The sequence below is a fragment of the Actinobacillus indolicus genome, from assembly GCF_004519515.1.
Lineage (GTDB): Bacteria > Pseudomonadota > Gammaproteobacteria > Enterobacterales > Pasteurellaceae > Glaesserella > Glaesserella indolica_A.
Map to the genome: position 1 here is coordinate 614,929 of NZ_CP038145.1, position 18,736 is coordinate 633,664.

12 protein-coding genes are annotated in these 18,736 nt (G+C 41.8%); 6 read left to right on the plus strand and 6 right to left on the minus strand.

The window, feature by feature from the left end; translation table 11 throughout:
- The first annotated feature begins 92 nt into the window (after nt 1-92).
- The gene (recB, locus tag EXH44_RS02930) at nt 93-3,692 is read left to right on the plus strand and encodes an exodeoxyribonuclease V subunit beta (RefSeq protein WP_162857520.1); all 3,600 of its coding nucleotides are present in this window, start codon (nt 93-95) and stop codon (nt 3,690-3,692) included.
- A gap of 34 nt (nt 3,693-3,726) precedes the next feature.
- Here recB and malQ read toward each other — a convergent pair whose 3' ends face one another.
- From malQ to malE, 4 genes are all read right to left on the minus strand, one after another.
- Nucleotides 3,727-5,739, minus strand: coding sequence for a 4-alpha-glucanotransferase (gene malQ / locus EXH44_RS02935; protein ID WP_162856200.1), 2,013 nt, complete (start codon nt 5,737-5,739; stop codon nt 3,727-3,729).
- Nucleotides 5,740-5,848: 109 nt separating this feature from the next.
- Nucleotides 5,849-6,739, minus strand: a complete 891-nt coding sequence (malG, locus tag EXH44_RS02940) for a maltose ABC transporter permease MalG (RefSeq protein WP_005826016.1) — start codon at nt 6,737-6,739, stop codon at nt 5,849-5,851.
- A gap of 113 nt (nt 6,740-6,852) precedes the next feature.
- Nucleotides 6,853-8,409, minus strand: a complete 1,557-nt coding sequence (malF, locus tag EXH44_RS02945) for a maltose ABC transporter permease MalF (RefSeq protein WP_162856201.1) — start codon at nt 8,407-8,409, stop codon at nt 6,853-6,855.
- 155 nt (nt 8,410-8,564) lie between these two features.
- Nucleotides 8,565-9,749 (minus strand): maltose/maltodextrin ABC transporter substrate-binding protein MalE, encoded by a 1,185-nt coding sequence (malE, locus tag EXH44_RS02950; protein ID WP_162856202.1) that lies wholly within the window; start codon nt 9,747-9,749, stop codon nt 8,565-8,567.
- Nucleotides 9,750-10,072: 323 nt separating this feature from the next.
- Between malE and malK the strand changes: the two genes are divergently transcribed.
- The 4 genes from malK to EXH44_RS02970 all read left to right on the plus strand — a co-directional run bounded on the left by malK (nt 10,073) and on the right by EXH44_RS02970 (nt 15,772).
- Nucleotides 10,073-11,212 (plus strand): maltose/maltodextrin ABC transporter ATP-binding protein MalK, encoded by a 1,140-nt coding sequence (gene malK / locus EXH44_RS02955; protein ID WP_162856203.1) that lies wholly within the window; start codon nt 10,073-10,075, stop codon nt 11,210-11,212.
- Between the two features lie 50 nt (nt 11,213-11,262).
- On the plus strand, nt 11,263-12,540 hold the full coding sequence (locus tag EXH44_RS02960; RefSeq protein ID WP_162856204.1) for a maltoporin: 1,278 nt from the start codon (nt 11,263-11,265) through the stop codon (nt 12,538-12,540).
- Nucleotides 12,541-12,700: 160 nt separating this feature from the next.
- Nucleotides 12,701-13,555 (plus strand): maltose operon protein MalM, encoded by an 855-nt coding sequence (gene malM / locus EXH44_RS02965; protein WP_162856205.1) that lies wholly within the window; start codon nt 12,701-12,703, stop codon nt 13,553-13,555.
- 159 nt (nt 13,556-13,714) lie between these two features.
- Nucleotides 13,715-15,772 carry an alpha-amylase gene (locus EXH44_RS02970; RefSeq protein ID WP_162856206.1) on the plus strand — a complete coding sequence of 686 codons (2,058 nt, stop codon included), beginning with the start codon at nt 13,715-13,717 and terminating at the stop codon, nt 15,770-15,772.
- 36 nt (nt 15,773-15,808) lie between these two features.
- Here EXH44_RS02970 and EXH44_RS02975 read toward each other — a convergent pair whose 3' ends face one another.
- Nucleotides 15,809-16,072, minus strand: coding sequence for a GrxA family glutaredoxin (locus EXH44_RS02975; protein WP_135676153.1), 264 nt, complete (start codon nt 16,070-16,072; stop codon nt 15,809-15,811).
- A gap of 45 nt (nt 16,073-16,117) precedes the next feature.
- Nucleotides 16,118-17,965: a translational GTPase TypA gene (typA, locus tag EXH44_RS02980; protein WP_162856207.1), complete on the minus strand. Its 1,848-nt coding sequence runs from the start codon at nt 17,963-17,965 to the stop codon at nt 16,118-16,120.
- A 244-nt stretch (nt 17,966-18,209) separates the two neighbouring features.
- On the opposite strand from typA, the gene luxS reads away from it, so the two are divergent.
- Nucleotides 18,210-18,719: an S-ribosylhomocysteine lyase gene (gene luxS / locus EXH44_RS02985; RefSeq protein ID WP_162856208.1), complete on the plus strand. Its 510-nt coding sequence runs from the start codon at nt 18,210-18,212 to the stop codon at nt 18,717-18,719.
- The last annotated feature ends 17 nt before the right edge of the window (nt 18,720-18,736 follow it).

Consider the following 18,736-nt stretch of genomic DNA (forward strand, 5'->3'; position numbering starts at 1 on the left):
TTTTAGTGATTTTTTGCAAATTGTCGAATAAAACTGACCGCTTGTGTTTTGGGTGGTAAAATAGCCGATATTTTTACTGCTTTTTTACGATGATGAAAACTTTAGATGCGCTACGTTTACCTTTAAATCAATCCTGTTTAATTGAAGCTTCTGCGGGCACGGGCAAAACCTATACGATGGCAAATTTATATTTGCGTTTGATTTTAGGTGTTGGCTGTGCGCCTTTAACCGTTGAGCAAATTCTTGTAGTGACCTTTACCAAGGCAGCGACACAAGAGCTTCGTGATCGGATTCGTAAAAGACTCGCCAATGTAGGAAAATGGTTTAAAGATCCAGACACAGATAAGGCACAAAAAGAATTTGGCAAAGATCCGTTTCTTAAAGATCTTTATCTCGATATTCAACCACGTTTAAATGAAGCGTTATTACGCTTAAAAATCGCAGAGCGTGAGATGGATTTAGCCAGTATTTTTACGATTGATAGCTTCTGTCAAAAGATGTTATTCCAGTTTGCCTTTGATTCTGGCGTTCGTTTTGATATTGATTTATTGACGAACGAAAGCGAACTGCTTAATCGTTTGAGTGAAGAAACGTGGCGAGAGCTGTTTTATCCAATGGGATTAGAAGAAAGCGCACTTATAAATAAAGAAGTAAAAAGTCCAGCAAGTGCACTTAATGAAATAAAAAACTATCTTTATAAAAATCAACTCCAACTTAGCATTGAACAAAAGTGGATGAATAATGATTTTTCAACCTTTGTGGCAGAATATCAAAGCTTCTTAACAGAAATTAAAAGACATTGGTTATCTATTGTGGAAGAATCTCGTGCACTGATTTTAAATGAGATTCATGAAACCAAACTTTCTCGAGGGAGTTATAAGGTAGAGAAAGTGGAAGCGTGGATTTGTGATCTTAATAAATGGGCAACTGGAAGTTCCATTGAATTTCCTTATGAAAGTTTTATTTATTTTTGCCAAGATTGCGTTATATCTGCAACGAAAAAAGCATTTACGCCACTTCAGCACCCGATTTTAGAGCAAAATCAGGCTTTTTTAACTCATTATCAAGAGCACTTTAAAGCTCAACAAGAGACACTAAAAGCTTTCTTACATTATAAATTCTTAATGCATCTACGCCAAAAACTCACCGATTATAAGCAAACGCATAAAGAGAAAAGTTTTGGCGATATGTTGAGCTTTTTGCTCTCCGCCTTGCAATCAGAGCGTGGGGATACCTTAGCCCAACAAATCCGAGCCTTGTACCCGTTTGCGATGATTGATGAATTCCAAGATACGAACCAACAGCAATATGAAGTGTTTCAGCGTATCTTTATGGGGCAAAATAGTAGCGGACAAGGTTTTATTATGATCGGCGATCCAAAACAGTCGATCTATAAATTCCGTGGTGCTGATATTTTCACCTATTTAAAAGCGAAGAATGAAGTTCAGGAACAAGCAACCCTTGACCGTAACTGGCGATCTGTGCCTGAAGTAGTGGATAGTTGCAATCGTTTATTTCAGTTTCCAGAAGGAAGCCATCATCCATTTTTATATAAAGATATTCCATTCCAGCCTGTTAAGGCTAAAGACAATGCTGAAAAATTAATTGGCGAACAAGCAACCCGATATTTCTTAATTTCCACAGAATTTAAAGAACAGCTTGCTGCGGAGCATTGTGCTTACCAAATTCAACAACAGCTGAAAAAAAGTGAGCAAGGTTTAATTACCTTACCAAAAGAAAAAAAAGAAGATGAAAAAAAAGAAAGTGAATATCGACCGCTCGAAGCGAAAGACATTACGATCCTTGTGCGTAGCCATAAACAAGCTAGCTTAATCCGAGCAGAATTATTAAAACGCCATATTCCATCAGTCTTTTTCTCTGAACGAAACAGCGTCTATGAAACCCAAGAAGCACAAGATTTACGCTTTATTCTTTCTGCGTGTTTAAACCCTTATCGTCAATCCAGCTTGCTTTCAGCCATTGGCACATCGCTTTGGGGCTTAACATCGACCGATATTTTTAATATCAAACAAGATGAAAAAGCGTGGGATAATGTGGTGGAAACCTTTGTGGGCTATCAACAAGTTTGGCTACATCAGGGGATTTTACCGATGTTGCACCAAATTTTTGTGAAAGAGAATATTATCCAACGGATCAATGCTTTACCGAATGCAGAACGTCGCATTACCGATCTGTTGCATTTAGCCGAACTACTACAAGGGGCAATGCCAAATTTAGAGAACGAATCTGCCTTGCTACGTTGGTATGAACAACAATTAGATAATCCCGATGGCTACGCCGATGAACAAAAACAGCGTTTAGAGAGCGAAGAGAGTTTGGTCAAAGTCGTGACTATTCACGGCTCAAAAGGGTTGGAATACCCTGTGGTTTGGTTGCCATTTGTGGCTAAAGCAAGCCAACCTGCTAAAAGTAAATCAATGGCTATCTATCAGGATAAAGACGGCAATGCTCATTGGAGTTTTGGTTCTCAATCGAGTGAAATTAAAAGCTATATCAATAGAGCAGAGTTTTCCGAAGGCTTACGATTACTTTATGTGGCAATCACACGAGCCAAATATCAATTAAATTGTATATTACCTGCCCAATTTGATAAAAATTGGAATGGTATGAGTTATTTACTCACAAATGGTGAAATTGAATTAGGCGGAAAAGCACCGAGTCAAACGACAGAAAGTTATATTGAGCATAAAGGGATACAAGCCGAGATCTTTTCTCTTGAGAATGATATTCCTGAAGACGATTGGCAACCAACACTCGTACAACCTATTGATATTGAAGCCAAATCCTTTACTGGCACAATTCGCACCGTTGGGCAAATTACTAGCTTTACGGCATTACAGGCTCAAAATGAACGTTTGCAAAATAAAGGGCAAAACACACCGCTTGCTACTTTTGGTGACGAAGCTCAAGATTATGACCGCACAGAGTTCATCGTATCAGATTTTCTTGAAGAGAACGCTCAGCCATATAGTCGTTACCAATTTCCACATAGCACGAAAGTCGGTAATCTGTTGCATAAATTCTTTGAGCATTGGGATTTTCAACAAGCGGTGGATCAAACGCAATTACAAACATTGTGTGAACAACTTGATTTAGACGAAGCGTGGCTTGAGCCTTTAACAAGGTGGTTTGAGCAAGTTATTCAAACCCCATTTGGTGAACAAGCGGTCAGTTTAGCGCAGATTTTTACAAATAAACGCTTGAACGAATGGCAATTTTATTTACGCTTATCAAACAAAGAAGCCTTATATCGACTGAATCAGCTACTGAAAAAACATAGCCCCTTAGCCAAACAGTTGCCTGATTTGACCTTATATAACCTAGAAGGCTTTGTGCGTGGTTTTGTCGATTGTATTGCCCAAATTGACGGCAAGTTCTATGTAATTGACTATAAATCCAATTTTTTAGGCTATCTGCCACAAGATTATCAAGCCGAAAAATTAGCCAAAACAATGGGGCAATTCCGCTATGATTTGCAATATTTACTCTATACCCTTGCCGTTCACCGCTATTTAAGCGCTCGCTTAGGGGAAAATTATGACTACGAGCAGCACTTTGGCGGTGTGGCTTATTTATTCCTACGAGGAATGAATGGTGAAGCAAATAGCGGTGTTTATTTTGATAAACCAAGTCAGGAGTTGATTGAAGAGATGGATCAATTGTTTGGGTAAAACATAAAGGTGGGTCTCCCCACCTTTTACTTCATTATTGATTACGTTTCGCTTCAATATTTTGTAGCAATGCACTAATACTACTATCCGCAAAAATCTCTTGCGTAGTTTTACTCAATTTTCTACGCCAGTTTGGATATTCGGTGCTAGTTCCTGGAATATTCACAGGTTCTAACATATTGAGCCAGTCTTCCGGTTGAGAGCCAAATAATACGCTGTTGGTATCTGCCACATAGCTTTGTAGCTGGTGGTTGAAGGTTTGCGTAACGCCTGCACTGTCTGCTTCTAACGGTTGAACTGCTTCAACGGCACGGCGGATCGCTTCTTTGTTTGAGTGGCGAGCATTTCTTAAAATGTTCAGCACTTTCTCATTCGGGTAAACACCATATTTTTGTCCTAACTCGAAATCATAGCCTTTCCAGTAGCCTTGTACTGTTGGTAAATCGTGGGTACTTAAGGTGGTCATCGCTTGATACGGATAGTTCGCCAACGGTTTGCTACCTTGATGATCGTACTCAAAATAGAAAATGTTGTAGGCTAAAATACCTTTGCTTTCAAGGGTTTCTAACATTCCTTTTGGTACAGTCCCCAAGGCCTCCGCAATGATTAAACATTGGTGACGTTGGCTTTCAAGGGCTAAGATTGAAAGTAAATCTTCTAACGGATATTTCACATAAGCGCCGTTTTTCGCCGAGTCGCCTTTCGACACCCACCATAAACGGGCAAAGCCGAGAATATGGTCGATACGCAACGCCCCACAATCTTTCATATTGGCACGCAGTAGGTCGATAAACGGCTGATAGCCACGCGCTTGTAACACTTCAGGGTGCATTGGCGATAAGCCCCAGTTTTGTCCTTGAGGAGCCATAATATCCGGTGGTGCACCCACAGATGCCCCTAACACGAACAGATCTTTATCCGCCCACGTTTCCGCCCCGTTATCCGCCACACCAACGGCTAAGTCACGGTAGAAACCAATTGGCATACCGAGCTGTTTTGCCAGTTCGTTACAGGCTTTAAGCTGTTGTTGTGCCACAAATTGCAACCACATATAGAAACGGACTAAATCGCTCTGTTCTTGTTGGAATTGTTGTACTGCAGCGGTGTGATAATCTTGATATTTTGCGTCCCAGCAGTTCCAGCCCCATTGTTCGCTGAATTGAGAAGAGAGCCATTGATGTAGGGCGTCAAAAGTACCTTGCACTTTCAAGGCTTCGCCGTTTTCGGCAATAAATTGCTCGAAAGCGGTTTGATCTTGCTGTTTAAATTGTTCATACGCCAAGCGTAAGCCTTGCAATTTCAGCCACATCACTTGTGAATAATCGACATAATCTTTTTGGCGAGCTTCGTTTAATTGGCGTTGAATATCCGCCGAATTAAACCACGCTTGTGCTTCACTGCTTTGTTGGAAAGCTTCAATCGCCCCAACATTGATATAAGCAATGTTCTGCCATAAACGAGAAGACGGGCTGTAAGGGCTTGCCCCTTCAGGATTGGCAGGGAATAGCGAGTGAATTGGGTTTAAACCGACAAAATCACCACCTTTTTCCGCTAATTTCGTCAAAAATTCCGCTAAATCACCAAAATCGCCGATCCCCCAGTTTTGTGCTGAACGTAGGGTGTAGAGCTGTAAAATCGCGCCCCATAATTTTTTATGCTCCGCCAGTTCTTGCGGTTGGTAAGCGCGCTCAGGGGTAACGATAATGCGACATTCTGCAGTTGTACCGTTTAGGCTTAATTGATGATAACCAAGGGGTAAATCACGAGGCAGGTCAATGCTGTTACGTTTGCATTTTCCCGTTAAAATCTCACCGCTTTCAAGGGTCAGCGTCCAGTTTGCGTGAACGGTTTGGGTTTTATCCGCCACAAAAAGCGGAATAAAGACTTGTTCGCCTTGTTTGACAACTTTCACAAGCGGTAGGATTTTGCGACTTTTTTGCAAACCGAGCAATTTTGCCACTTTGCCATAAACGGACGGTTGGGCATAAATACGGCGACCGTGTTCATCCACGAAGTAACGATTTAAAAATGGGTGGTTTTGTTTCATTGTTATTGTTTCCCGAATGGTAATTTATTTACGGACGCCAAGCGTGGCGTCCCTACTGAAATATTAACGAAGTGATTGTAGGGACACGACGCTTCGTGTCCCATTATGTTTATCCTTTCACCCCGCCTGCCGTTAATCCGCCGACTAACCAGCGTTGTGCGATGATAAAGACTAAGGTAATTGGAATGGCGGATAAAATTGCCGCTGCTGCGAAGTCGCCCCATAAGTAGTTTTGTGGGTGCAGATATTGTTGCATACCAACCGCAAGGGTGTAATTTTCCACATCACGCAATAAAAGAGAAGCAACGGGTACTTCGATAATTGCAGAGATAAAGGCAAGAATGAACACCACCGCTAAAATTGGCACAGACAATGGTAATAAAATCAAACGGAATGTCTGCCACGGGGTTGCACCGTCAAGTGCGGCGGCTTCTTCGAGGGATTTATCAATGGTTTCAAAATAGCCTTTGATCGTCCAAACGTGCATTGCGATACCACCAAGGTAAGCGAAGATCACACCGCCGTGAGTATTTAAGCCCAAGAACGGCACATAAGTTCCTAAGCGGTCAAATAACGCATATAACGCCACAAGTGAAAGCACGGCTGGGAACATTTGGAAAATCAACATACTTTGTAACAGCATTGATTTGCCTGCAAAGCGTAAACGTGCGAAAGCGTAAGCTGCCGTAGTGGAAAGTGCTAGGGTAATGATTGCCGTAACACCTGCGACTTTAACCGAGTTCCATAACCAAAGTAGTACAGGGAATGGCGGTGGGGTAACAGTGCCGTCCGCATTAGTTACACTAAAACCGAGTGCCAGTTTCCAGTGTTCTAATGAAATTTGGCTTGGGATAATTTCCCCCAGTGCTAAGTTACCCGGGCGAAGTGAGATCCCTAAAATCATCAGTAAAGGGAACATAATCAACGCACAGAATACAATAAGAAAGAAATGCGTTGCAAATAAACGTGCTTTCATTGATTTAGGTTGAACGATAGCCATAGTGTTACTTCCTATGTTTGTAATAACTTATCTTATTGGACGCCAAGCGTGGCGTCCCTACTTTATTTTTTCGGATGTGATTGTAGGGACACGACGCTTCGTGTCCCTTATTTTTAATCCTGTTGTAATTTGGTCAAACGAATTTGGAACAACGCTAATCCGCTGACGAGTAAGAAGATGATTACTGCGATTGCCGCCGCTAAACCGAAGTCTTGCGTACCGCTACCTTCAAAAGCGATACGGTAGGTGTAGCTTACTAACAAGTCGGTATGTCCTGCCGGTGTACTGGTTCCGATCATTGACGGACGACCTTGAGTTAATAATTGGATTAACACGAAGTTATTGAAGTTGAAGGCGAAACTCGCAATCATCAATGGCATTAACGGTTTAATTAACAACGGCATGGTGATTTTGGTAAAGTTTTGCCATACCGATGCACCATCAATAGATGAGGCTTCATATAAATCCGTTGGAATGGCTTTTAATAACCCCATACATACGATCATCATATATGGATAACCTAACCAAGTATTCACGATTAACAACATTGTTTTGGCTAAGAATGGGTCATTAAACCATTCTGGGCGGATACCGAATAAGTTATTTAAAATTAAGTTAATCTCACCGAAACTTTGGTTAAATAAACCTTTAAATACAAGGATAGAGATAAAGCCCGGTACTGCATAAGGTAGAATTAACAGTAAACGATAAACGGCTTTACCTTTTAACGCTTCCCACTGTACCAGCGATGCGAAAATCATACCGAGTAGAGTGGTAAACACGACAGTTAAGAATGCAAAAGTGACTGTCCAGATAAAGATTTGAATAAACGGTTTTTGTACGCCTTCGTCAGTTAAGATTTTCACGAAGTTTTGCCAGCCGATTGCTACGGTATAACCCGGTTCAACACGTTTACCGGTAAAGTTACCTTGTTCATCAATTTGCTCAAAGAAGCCGACATCATCATTTGGTTTGAAGCGTTCGCCCGTTTCATTGTTTGTTAAAACTTGATTGGCTTCATCATAACTAAAGCGGGCTTTTTGTTGTGAGAATTGACGAAGTGAGCTCATTGTGAGGCTTTCTTCGTTAGGTAAAATCGCATTGATACTTTGTAATTGTTGGCGATTTTGCGTAATGATTTTGAGTGGTGCAACTTTGTTTTCAGGTAAAGCCGCCACTTCTTCCATTTTTACATCGCCTTTTAAATTATTTAATGCAAGCGGTGTAGAAAGGTAATTTTTTTGCGTATTTTTATTCTCAAGCACTAACTGATATTGGCTGTCAGCAGTTTCAAGCAATTTAAAATCATAGCGTTCGCCGGCAAAGTAACGTTGGCTTTGTAATTGACCTACCACTCGTTCAAAAGCTAATTGGTTAGAACCGCTATAATTGGTAAAAGCAATAACAACGGTACACACAAGAGGGAAAACCACAAAGATGCCAATTGCGGAAACGCCAGGGAAAAGATAGCGCCAACGGTATGCTCGTTCTGAACTAAAAACAAAAATACCCGAGGTAACAACAACGAGGGTTAATAATGCAAAAAGAATTTCACCCTGCAAATAAATCGTAAAAACCAGATAAAACGCAATGAGGTAAAGGAAGCCAACAAGTGCTCTCTTGCCCCAAAGTTGAGCTGGTGAAGTGGTAGAATGAGTGGAGGTTAGCATTTTAATTTTTCCTTGTTTTAGTGCTGCGAGGAAGAAATTGCAAAAAATGAAAAGAATAAGACCGCTTGTTTAATTTGGACGCCAAGCGTGGCGTCCCTACGATATCTTAATTTTTGTAGGGACACGACGCTTCGTGTCCCATTTTTTTATGGCGATTACTCTTTTTCAATCTTCGCTTGTGCTTCATCTAATGCCGCTTTGACAGATTGGCGACCATTTACCGCACTGTCAATCGCTGCTTTTTCTGAATACCAGAAACGGCTCATTTGTGGAATGTTAGGCATAATTTCACCATTTTCCGCATTGGTCATCGTTGCTGCGATACGTGGGTCCGCCGCTAATTTCGCTTGGTAGCTCTTAAGTGCTACAGCACCTAACGGAGTATCTTTGTTCACTGTTTCTAAACCAGCATCGGTTAATAAGTGATTTTCTAAGAACTCTTTCGCTAAGTCTTGGTTAGGGCTTGAAGCATTTACCGCTGCACTTAATACGCCAACGAATGGTTTACCTGCTTTGCCGTTTAAGGTTGGTAATACGGCTACGCCATAGTTAATACCGCTTTTCTCAATATTTGCCCAAGACCACGGACCATTGATGGTCATAGCCGTTTCGCCTTTATTGAAAGAGGCTTCTGCAACAGAATAATCGGTATCAGCATTGATCACTTTATTTTTTACAAGATCAACGACAAATTGTAAGCCTTTTTGTGCTGCTTCATTGTTTACACCGATGTCTTTCGCATCGTAGCCGTTTGCAGTCACTTTAAATGCATACGCGCCTTGAGAAGAGATGATTGGCCATGTGAAATACGGTTCTGCTAAGTTCCACATAATCGCATTTTTGCCTTTGGCTTTGAGATCTTTATCTAATTTCTCAATTTCTTCCCATGTTTTCGGTGCTTCTGGCACTAAATCTTTGTTATAGATTAAAGAAAGTGATTCAACTGCGATTGGGTAAGCAATTTGTTTACCGTTATATTTGGTCGCTTCCCAACCAATATCAGATAATTTTGCTTTGAAATCTGCACTTGGGTGAACTTCAGCTAATAAGCCTGATTGTGCATAACCGCCCATACGGTCGTGTGCGAAAATAATAATATCTGGGCCGTCACCTGTTGAAGCGACTTGTGGGAATAACTCTTCTAATTTGCTTGGGTGCTCAACAACCACTTTTACACCAGTTTCTGCTTCAAATTTTTTACCCACTTCTGCCAAGCCGTTATAACCTTTATCGGCATTGATCCAAATGTTAAGTTGTCCTTCGACTAATTTTGCATTAACGCCTTGCGCGATACATAATCCTGCTAATACGGTTAAGGCTGCTGTAGTAAGTTTTTTCATGATGGTTTCCTCATTTGGTTAAATGAAATTTTGGCAATCGAATAGTGGATGATTTCGTCTCATACTTCATCATACCCCCTTATCATCCCCCCTCATCCTTTTAGTGATCTGTATCACATTTTTGACCATTTTTAAAAGAAGTGTGAAAGGGATCACAAAAAAAGAGTGTAAATTTGTGATCTACATCACAAAAAATCTATTTTTTCGACTGAACTTTTTTTTAACGCTCGTGAAAAATTTTTTCTCAAAGTATGATTTCAATGCTAAAGCTAATGAGTAAGCTTGGCACCCATAAAACAAGTAGTAACCTAGAGGACGAGACAATGGCAAATGTAAAAATCATTGGTGTAAACAAATCATACGGCGATGTGCATATCTCACGCAATATTAACCTAGATATAAAAGAAGGCGAATTTGTGGTGTTTGTAGGCCCATCTGGCTGTGGTAAATCCACCCTATTGCGTATGATTGCTGGCTTAGAAGATATTACTTCTGGTGATCTTTTCATTGGCGAAACTCGTATGAATGATGTACCGCCTGCCAAACGTAATATCGGGATGGTTTTCCAATCTTACGCCCTCTATCCTCATTTAAACGTGGCAGAAAATATGTCTTTCGGTTTAAAACTGGCTGGTAAAGCAAAAGAAGAAATCGAGCAACGTGTGAATCACGTGGCTGAAATTTTACAACTTGCCCACCTGTTGCAACGTAAACCAAAAGAACTCTCAGGTGGTCAGCGTCAGCGTGTTGCCATTGGTCGTACACTTGTTTCTCAACCTGAAGTGTTCTTATTAGACGAACCACTCTCAAACCTTGATGCCGCTCTTCGTGTGCAAATGCGTGTGGAAATTTCCAAACTGCATAAAAAGTTAGGTAGAACAATGATTTACGTTACCCACGACCAAGTGGAAGCAATGACCCTTGCAGACAAAATCGTGGTACTACAAGCCCTTGGAAACAACACGCAAATTACCACTAACGTTGCCCAAGTCGGTAAACCATTAGAACTTTACCACTACCCTGCAAACCGCTTTGTTGCTGGCTTTATCGGTTCACCAAAAATGAACTTCTTACCGGTGAAAGTGATTGATGTAAGAGAAGGTGGGGTAAAAGTTGAATTACCTGACTCAACTCACCTCAATTTCTGGATCCCAGTGGATAGCACAGGGGTAAATGTTGGCGATAACCTCTCGTTAGGTATCCGTCCAGAACATTTACTGCCTTGTGAACAGAGTGAAGTGTGTATTACCGGTACGGTTAAAGTGGTGGAACAGCTTGGAAATGAAACCCAAGTTCACGTAGAAATGCCACCGATCAAGCAAAGTCTCGTCTATCGCCAAAACGACATTGTATTAGTTGAAGAAGGCGATGAAATGTCTGTCGGAATCAACCCGAACCGCTGTCACTTATTCAAAGAAGACGGCACCGCATGCAGACGTTTATTTAAAGAACTGGGTGTTTAACGATTTTTTCATAATGTCAAACCTTAATAAAAGAGATCAAGGAGTTTCCTATGAATATCAATAAAAGCTTACTCGCTACATTAGTATCAGGTGCTTTACTTTCTACTTCAGCATTCGCGGTAGATTTCCACGGTTATGCGCGTTCTGGTATCGGCTGGACATCAGGCGGTGGTGAACAATCTGCCTTTACCGTAAATGGCGGTGGTTCAAAATACCGTTTAGGTAACGAATCTGATACCTATGCAGAATTTAAACTTGGTCAAGAGCTTTATAAAGCCGGTGAAAAATCCATTTATTTTGATACCAACGTGGCTTACGGTGGTACGTTACAAAACAATGACTGGACTGAAACCAGCCCAGCATTACGTGAATTAAACGTTCAATTCAAAAACTTCGCAGACAGCTTGCCGGGCGCAACATTATGGGCAGGTAAACGCTTCTATCAACGCCACGATGTGCATATGAACGACTTCTACTACTGGGATATTTCAGGCCCGGGCGCAGGGGTTGAGAATATTGATGTGGGTATCGGTAAACTCTCTTTAGCAGTCACTCGTGATACAGAAGCTGGCGGTGCATTCTCTTACTACTATGACTATGCAACAAAAAGCTATAAGAGCGATCGTTCAACCAAAAAAGATGTCTATAACGATATCTTTGATGTACGTTTAGCTGGCATTGAACTTTGGAAAGACGGCTCGTTAGAACTTGGTTTTGACTACGCAAACGCACATAAAAAAGATGATTCAGCTTATGTAAACAGTGATGCAACCAAAAATGGTTATATGGCAACCGCTGAATATACCCAAGGCAACTTCTTCGGTGGCTTCAACAAATTCACCGTTCAATATGCAAAAGATTCGATGACATCTTGGAACAACGGTCACGCTCAAGGTTCTTTATCTAGCAACCGTGGTCATATGCTTCGCTTAATTAACCAAGGCGTTGTTCAAGCAAGCGATAAAGTTGAAGTGATGTATGCGTTAATCTACGAAAAAACAGACTTAGATAACAAACAAGGCAAAACTTGGTACTCTGCTGGAGTTCGTCCAATGTATAAATGGAATGACACCATGAGTACTATTGCTGAAGTGGGCTACGATGTAATCAAAGACCAAGCAACAGGCAAGAAAAACAGCTTAACCAAATACACCCTTGCACAACAATGGCAAGCTGGCTCAAGCATTTGGGCACGTCCTGCAATCCGTGTATTCGGTACTTACGCACATTGGAATGACAAATTTAACACTGCAAACCGTACAGACGCGGGCTATAAAGCGAAAGACGGCGAATTCGTTGGCGGTGTTCAATTTGAAGCTTGGTGGTAAGCCACTCTTAAGTCCTAGGGCTTATGCCCTAGGTTATGCCTTTCGTAGGGGCGGGGTTTATCCCCGCCCGTTAAAGGTAATACGGGTGGGGATAAACCCCACCCCTACAACACTTCTTAAGCCACTGGCGTATAGCCCACGGTAATTTCTCGGAGGATTTATGAAAACCAAAATTGCCCTTTTCCTTTCAAGCCTATTTCTTGCATCTCAATTATCAGCTACATCATTACAACCAACAAAAGCAGAATTAGCCAAAATTCAATGGCAAGATATTACGCTTTCACAAAATAACGAAACGAATGTGGCAACCCTTGCGAACAAATTAGCGGGCGCAAGTGGTTCGGTTGTGGCATACAAAATCCCCGCGAATCAAGGCACGATTAAACTTAACATCACAAGCTCGGTACAAAAAGATAATACGGTCTTCGTCCCGAATGCCTTGATTTTAGATGCACAATTTAACCCTGCGATGACTTATCCGTCTTCCCAATTTAAATTCAGCGAAGAACGTGGTTTAAGTCCGGCACAATATCAAGCGGAACTCAGCCTCACCCCAACGGCAAATCAAGATTTCATCTACTTGCTTGTTTATACCACCGAGCAAGATTTACAGGGTAAAACCACGATGACACACCCAGCCAAACTCTTGGCAAAAGCAAAAGGCAACCAACCGCCGGCGATTGCAGATATTACCGTCACACATAGCAACCAAGGTAAAGTCAATGTAGAAGTGGACGACATTCAATCCAGTCAGTTTATCGGTTTAAACGGCCCATTATTTGAAGCCAAAACCCCTGCACCAACCCAAGTCGGCACCACCGCGGTTGCAACAAAATCAGCAACTAAACCGACACAACCGGTCGAATCCAGCACCGAAGATTATTTCAATCAAGCCGTATTAAAAGCGTTGAAAAATAACGATGTGAATAAAGCGATGAACTTGGTCAATGAAGCGGAACAGCTTGGCTTAAAAGAACCGCGCCAGATTTTTATTAAACACGTTTCGGCGAAGTGATTTCTCTCATCTTTAGTCAATCAGGGATGTTGAATCTATCGTAGGGGCGGGGTTTATCCCCGCCCGACACAATATCAGATTTAACGGGTGGGGATAAACCCCACCCCTACAAATGATAATAGGGAATAATTCCCTATTTCACCACACAAGGAAACCCAAATGAAAAAATCACTACTTTGGCTTTCACTTTTTGCATCCGCTAGCCTTTCGGCAAATCAATGGCAGAGTGAACATTTCCCAACTTTTGAATCCAACGAAAAACTGCTCTACCAAGCGCACGCCCAGCTCAAAAAAGGCAATTATCCCTTCCAATTCTCACTCAATCAACAATGCTACCAACCGCAAACCGCATTGAAATTAAATCAAGTCGTCAGCCTTGTGCCTTGCAAAGATCCTGCCGAATCTACCCGGCTGTTCCGTGACGGAAAATACAGCGTAGAAATTGATATGCGAAGTGGCACGCCAACGGCAAAATTGACTGTAGAGGCAACCAAAAGCGCTAATGAATTAGTCCAAGTTTGTCCGAAATGGGACGGCAAGCCGTTAGAGATTGAAGTTTCTAGCCTGTTCAAAGACGGAGAAACCGTGCGAGATTTCTATTCAGGTAATACAGCAAAAGTGCAAAATGGAAAAGTCATTATGGCACCGTCCGCAGACAGTAACGGCTTATTGCTCTTAGAACCGGCGCAAGCGGTTAAATCTGAGCCGATTTTTACTTGGAAAAACGCCACTGTTTATTTTGTTCTAACCGACCGCTTTTATAACGGCGATCCGAGCAACGACAACAGCTACGGACGTAAAAAAGACGGTAAAGACGAAATCGGCACTTTCCACGGCGGTGATTTGAAAGGACTGACACAAAAACTGGATTACTTACAACAACTCGGCGTAAATGCGATTTGGATCAGCTCGCCCCTTGAGCAAATTCACGGCTGGGTTGGTGGCGGTGAAAAAGGCGACTTCCCACACTACGCTTACCACGGCTACTACCACCAAGATTGGACGAAAATTGATGCCAATATGGGCAGTGAAGACGATCTGAAAACCTTTATTGACCAAGCCCATAAACGTGGCATTCGTGTTATTTTCGATATTGTGATGAACCACACCGGCTATGCGACGCTTGCCGATATGCAACAGTATGGCTTTGGCGCATTACATCTCAAAGGCGAAGACATTGAGAAAACGCTCGGCAAACATTGGACGAATTGGACACCAAAAGCAGGTCAAAACTGGCACTCGTTCAACAATTTAATTAACTTTAGCGATAAAGAAGCGTGGCAAAAATGGTGGGGCAAGGCGTGGCTTCGTTCCGACATCGGTGATTACGACAGCCCGAAATTTGATGACCTGAAAATGTCGCTGGCATCGCTCCCTGACCTCAAAACCGAAAGCGAACAAGCGGTCGGATTGCCCGAATTTTTTGCAAATAAACCTGATACACAGGCTACATTCCGTGAAAATGCTAAAGTCCGCGATTATCTGATTGGTTGGCTGTCCAACTGGGTAGAAAAATACGGCGTGGATGGTTTCCGTGTCGATACCGCTAAACACGTAGAAAAAAGCACTTGGTTGGAATTGAAACAATCAGCAGAAAAAGCCTTGGAAAAATGGCAAAAAGCTCATCCAAATCAATCCTTTGGCGATAAATTCTGGATGACGGGCGAGGCGTGGGGACACGGCGTTCATACCAGCGATTATTACAACAACGGCTTTGATGCAATGATCAACTTCAGCTTCCAAGATCAAGCAAAAGAGGCACTCAGTTGCTTTGCCAAAATTGCCCCGACTTATCAACAAATGAGTGAAAAACTGAGCAATCTCAACGTGTTAAGCTATCTCTCTTCGCACGATACCCGCTTGTTCTTCCACGATGACAGCCAAAATAATGTCGATAAACAGAAAACTGCAGGCAGTTTATTGCTTCTCTCACCGGGCGCAGTACAAATTTATTACGGCGATGAAAGTGGTCGAAAATTCGGAGCAACAGGATCGGATCCAATTCAAGGCACAAGATCGGATATGAACTGGCAGGATTTGGCAAAAAGCACCGAGCATCAAGCCTTGATGAAACATTGGCAAACCCTTGCAAAATTCCGCCAACATCACACTGCTATTGGTAACGGCGAACAAAAAATCCTCGAAACCAGCAAATACTTTGCATTTTCTCGACAAGATGGAAAAGACAAAGTGATGATTGTTTGGGCGGGGAAATAGAGATAAAAAATGCCATACTGTTGTATGGCATTTTTGTTAGAGAGAAATATCGAATTTTTCTTTTACTAGCGGTGCAAAATCTGAATATCCACCAACGTGAACATCATCTAAAAAGATTTGTGGCACGGTTGCAACAGGCTTACCTACACGCGGTTCTAAATCTTGTTTTTCGATACCTTCTGCGATCATATCAACAAATTTAAAATCGAAATCAGGCAATTCTGCTTTCATTTTTTCTGCAAGCTGTTTTGCTCGAACACAATAAGGGCAACTTAGTCGGCCGTAAATTTCTACAAACATATTCAATCTCCTATAATTTAGGGGCATTTCAGCCCCTAATTTTCATTATTTCGTACTGGTACTTGTCGTGGTACGACTTGCACGTTTACGTTCTACTTCTGTCAGTAATTTTTTACGAACACGAACAGAAGCTGGGGTCACTTCGACTAACTCATCGTCATCGATAAATTCTAACGCTTGTTCTAGCGTCATTCTTACTGGCGTAGTGAGTGTTAACGCATCATCTTTACCCGATGCACGCATATTGGTGAGTTTTTTACCTTCTAATGCGTTTACTGTTAAGTCATTTGAACGGCTGTGAATACCAATGACTTGCCCTTCATAAATTTCTGCACCGTGATCGATCATTAATTTACCACGATCTTGTAATGCATAAAGTGAGTAAGCCAGAGCTTTACCTGTGCCGTTTGAAATTAATACGCCGTTAATACGCTGACCGATTTCACCTGGTTTTACATCGTCATAGTGGCTGAAGCTTGAGTAAAGTAAGCCTGTGCCTGATGTCATTGTCATAAATTCGTTACGGAAACCAATTAAACCACGGCTTGGGATAATGTATTCTAAACGAGTACGACCTTTACCATCTGGAACCATATCACGCACTTCACCTTTGCGGATACCTAAGGCTTCCATCACAGAACCTTGGTGCTGTTCTTCAATATCAATAGTTACTTGCTCAAACGGCTCTTGTTTACGGCCATCGATCTCTTTAAAGATAACTTTTGGACGAGATACCGCTAATTCATAGCCTTCACGACGCATATTTTCAATTAACACAGACAAGTGCAATTCACCACGACCCGATACGCTGAAAATATCAGAGTCATCGGTTTCTTCTACGCGTAATGCCACGTTGTGAACAAGCTCTTTCTTCAAACGTTCTAAAATTTGACGAGAGGTAACAAACTTACCTTCTTGTCCTGCAAACGGAGAGGTATTTACACAGAAGAACATGGTTACGGTTGGTTCATCAACCGATAAAGCAGGTAACGCTTCTACGTTGTTAACATCACAAAGGGTATCTGAAATGTTTAATTCGCCCAAACCGGTAATTGCAATGATGTCGCCTGCATAAGCTTCGGTGGCTTCATAGCGTTGTAAACCTAAGTGGCCTAACACTTGGCCGATACGGCCATTACGAGTTTTACCTTCTGAATCAATCACAGTGACAGGCTGATTTGGTTTAACCGTACCACGTTTGATACGACCGATACCGATAACACCTAAATATTTGCTGTAATCCAACTGCGAAATTTGCATTTGGAATGGCGCATCTAGCTCAACATCTGGCGGAGAAACGTGTTCTACGATGGCTTCAAAGAGTGGATCCATGTTTGGTGCAAGATCCTCATGTTCTAAACCAGCCACGCCGTTTAATGCAGAAGCATAAATAATTGGGAAGTCTAACTGTTCATCCGTTGCACCAAGGTTTACGAATAAATCAAACACTTGATCCACAACCCAATCAGGACGCGCACCTGGGCGGTCAACTTTGTTGATAACCACGATTGGTTTTAAACCGTGAGAGAACGCTTTTTGGGTTACGAAACGGGTTTGTGGCATTGGACCGTCAAAGGCATCAACCACAAGTAATACCGAATCCACCATGGAAAGTACACGCTCAACTTCACCACCGAAGTCCGCGTGTCCTGGGGTATCTACGATATTGATACGATAGCCATTCCAGTTAATTGCGGTATTTTTCGCGAGAATGGTAATACCACGCTCTTTCTCAAGATCGTTTGAGTCCATAACACGCTCATCGACATCACCACGAGAAGTATCTAATGTGCCTGAAAGTTTTAATAATTTATCAACGAGAGTGGTTTTGCCGTGGTCAACGTGGGCAATGATTGCGATATTACGCAATTTTTGAGTATCTAATTGTTGCATTGAAATTTCTTTATTTTTGAAAGTATAAAAATGGTGGGATACCCCACCAGACGAATCCTGAATTGTGATAGAGATCACAAAAAGACGGGCGATTATACAGAATTTTCGCCAAACTGACTAGAAAGCAAGCGGTCAGATTGGCGTAAAAATTTGCAAATTATTTCGAATAACTTACCGCTTGTATGAAAACTCAGGCTTAAATAGGCTATAATCCCTAAATAATTTTATTTATTGGAGAATCGTTATGCCTTTACTAGATAGTTTTAAAGTGGATCACACTAAAATGAATGCCCCAGCGGTACGTGTTGCAAAAACCATGACAACCCCGAAGGGCGATACCATTACTGTATTTGATTTACGTTTTGTCCACCCGAACATTGAGATTTTATCGCCACGTGGTATTCATACGATGGAGCATCTATTTGCGGGTTTTATGCGTGATCACTTAAATAGCGAGAGCGTTGAAATTATTGATATTTCGCCGATGGGGTGTCGTACGGGATTTTATATGTCGTTAATTGGTTCACCTTCAGCTGAAGAAGTAGCAAAAGCGTGGGAAGCCTCTATGCGTGATGCGTTAGAGAAAGTACCGGATGAGTCTAAAATCCCTGAATTAAACGAATATCAATGTGGCTCTTATAAAGAACACTCTTTAGCCGATGCACACGAAATCGCTCGTAATGTGTTAAAACAGCCGATTGGCGTGAATCGTAACGAAGATTTGGCATTAGATGAGAAATTGTTAAATCCATAATCGGTTATTTTCATTTT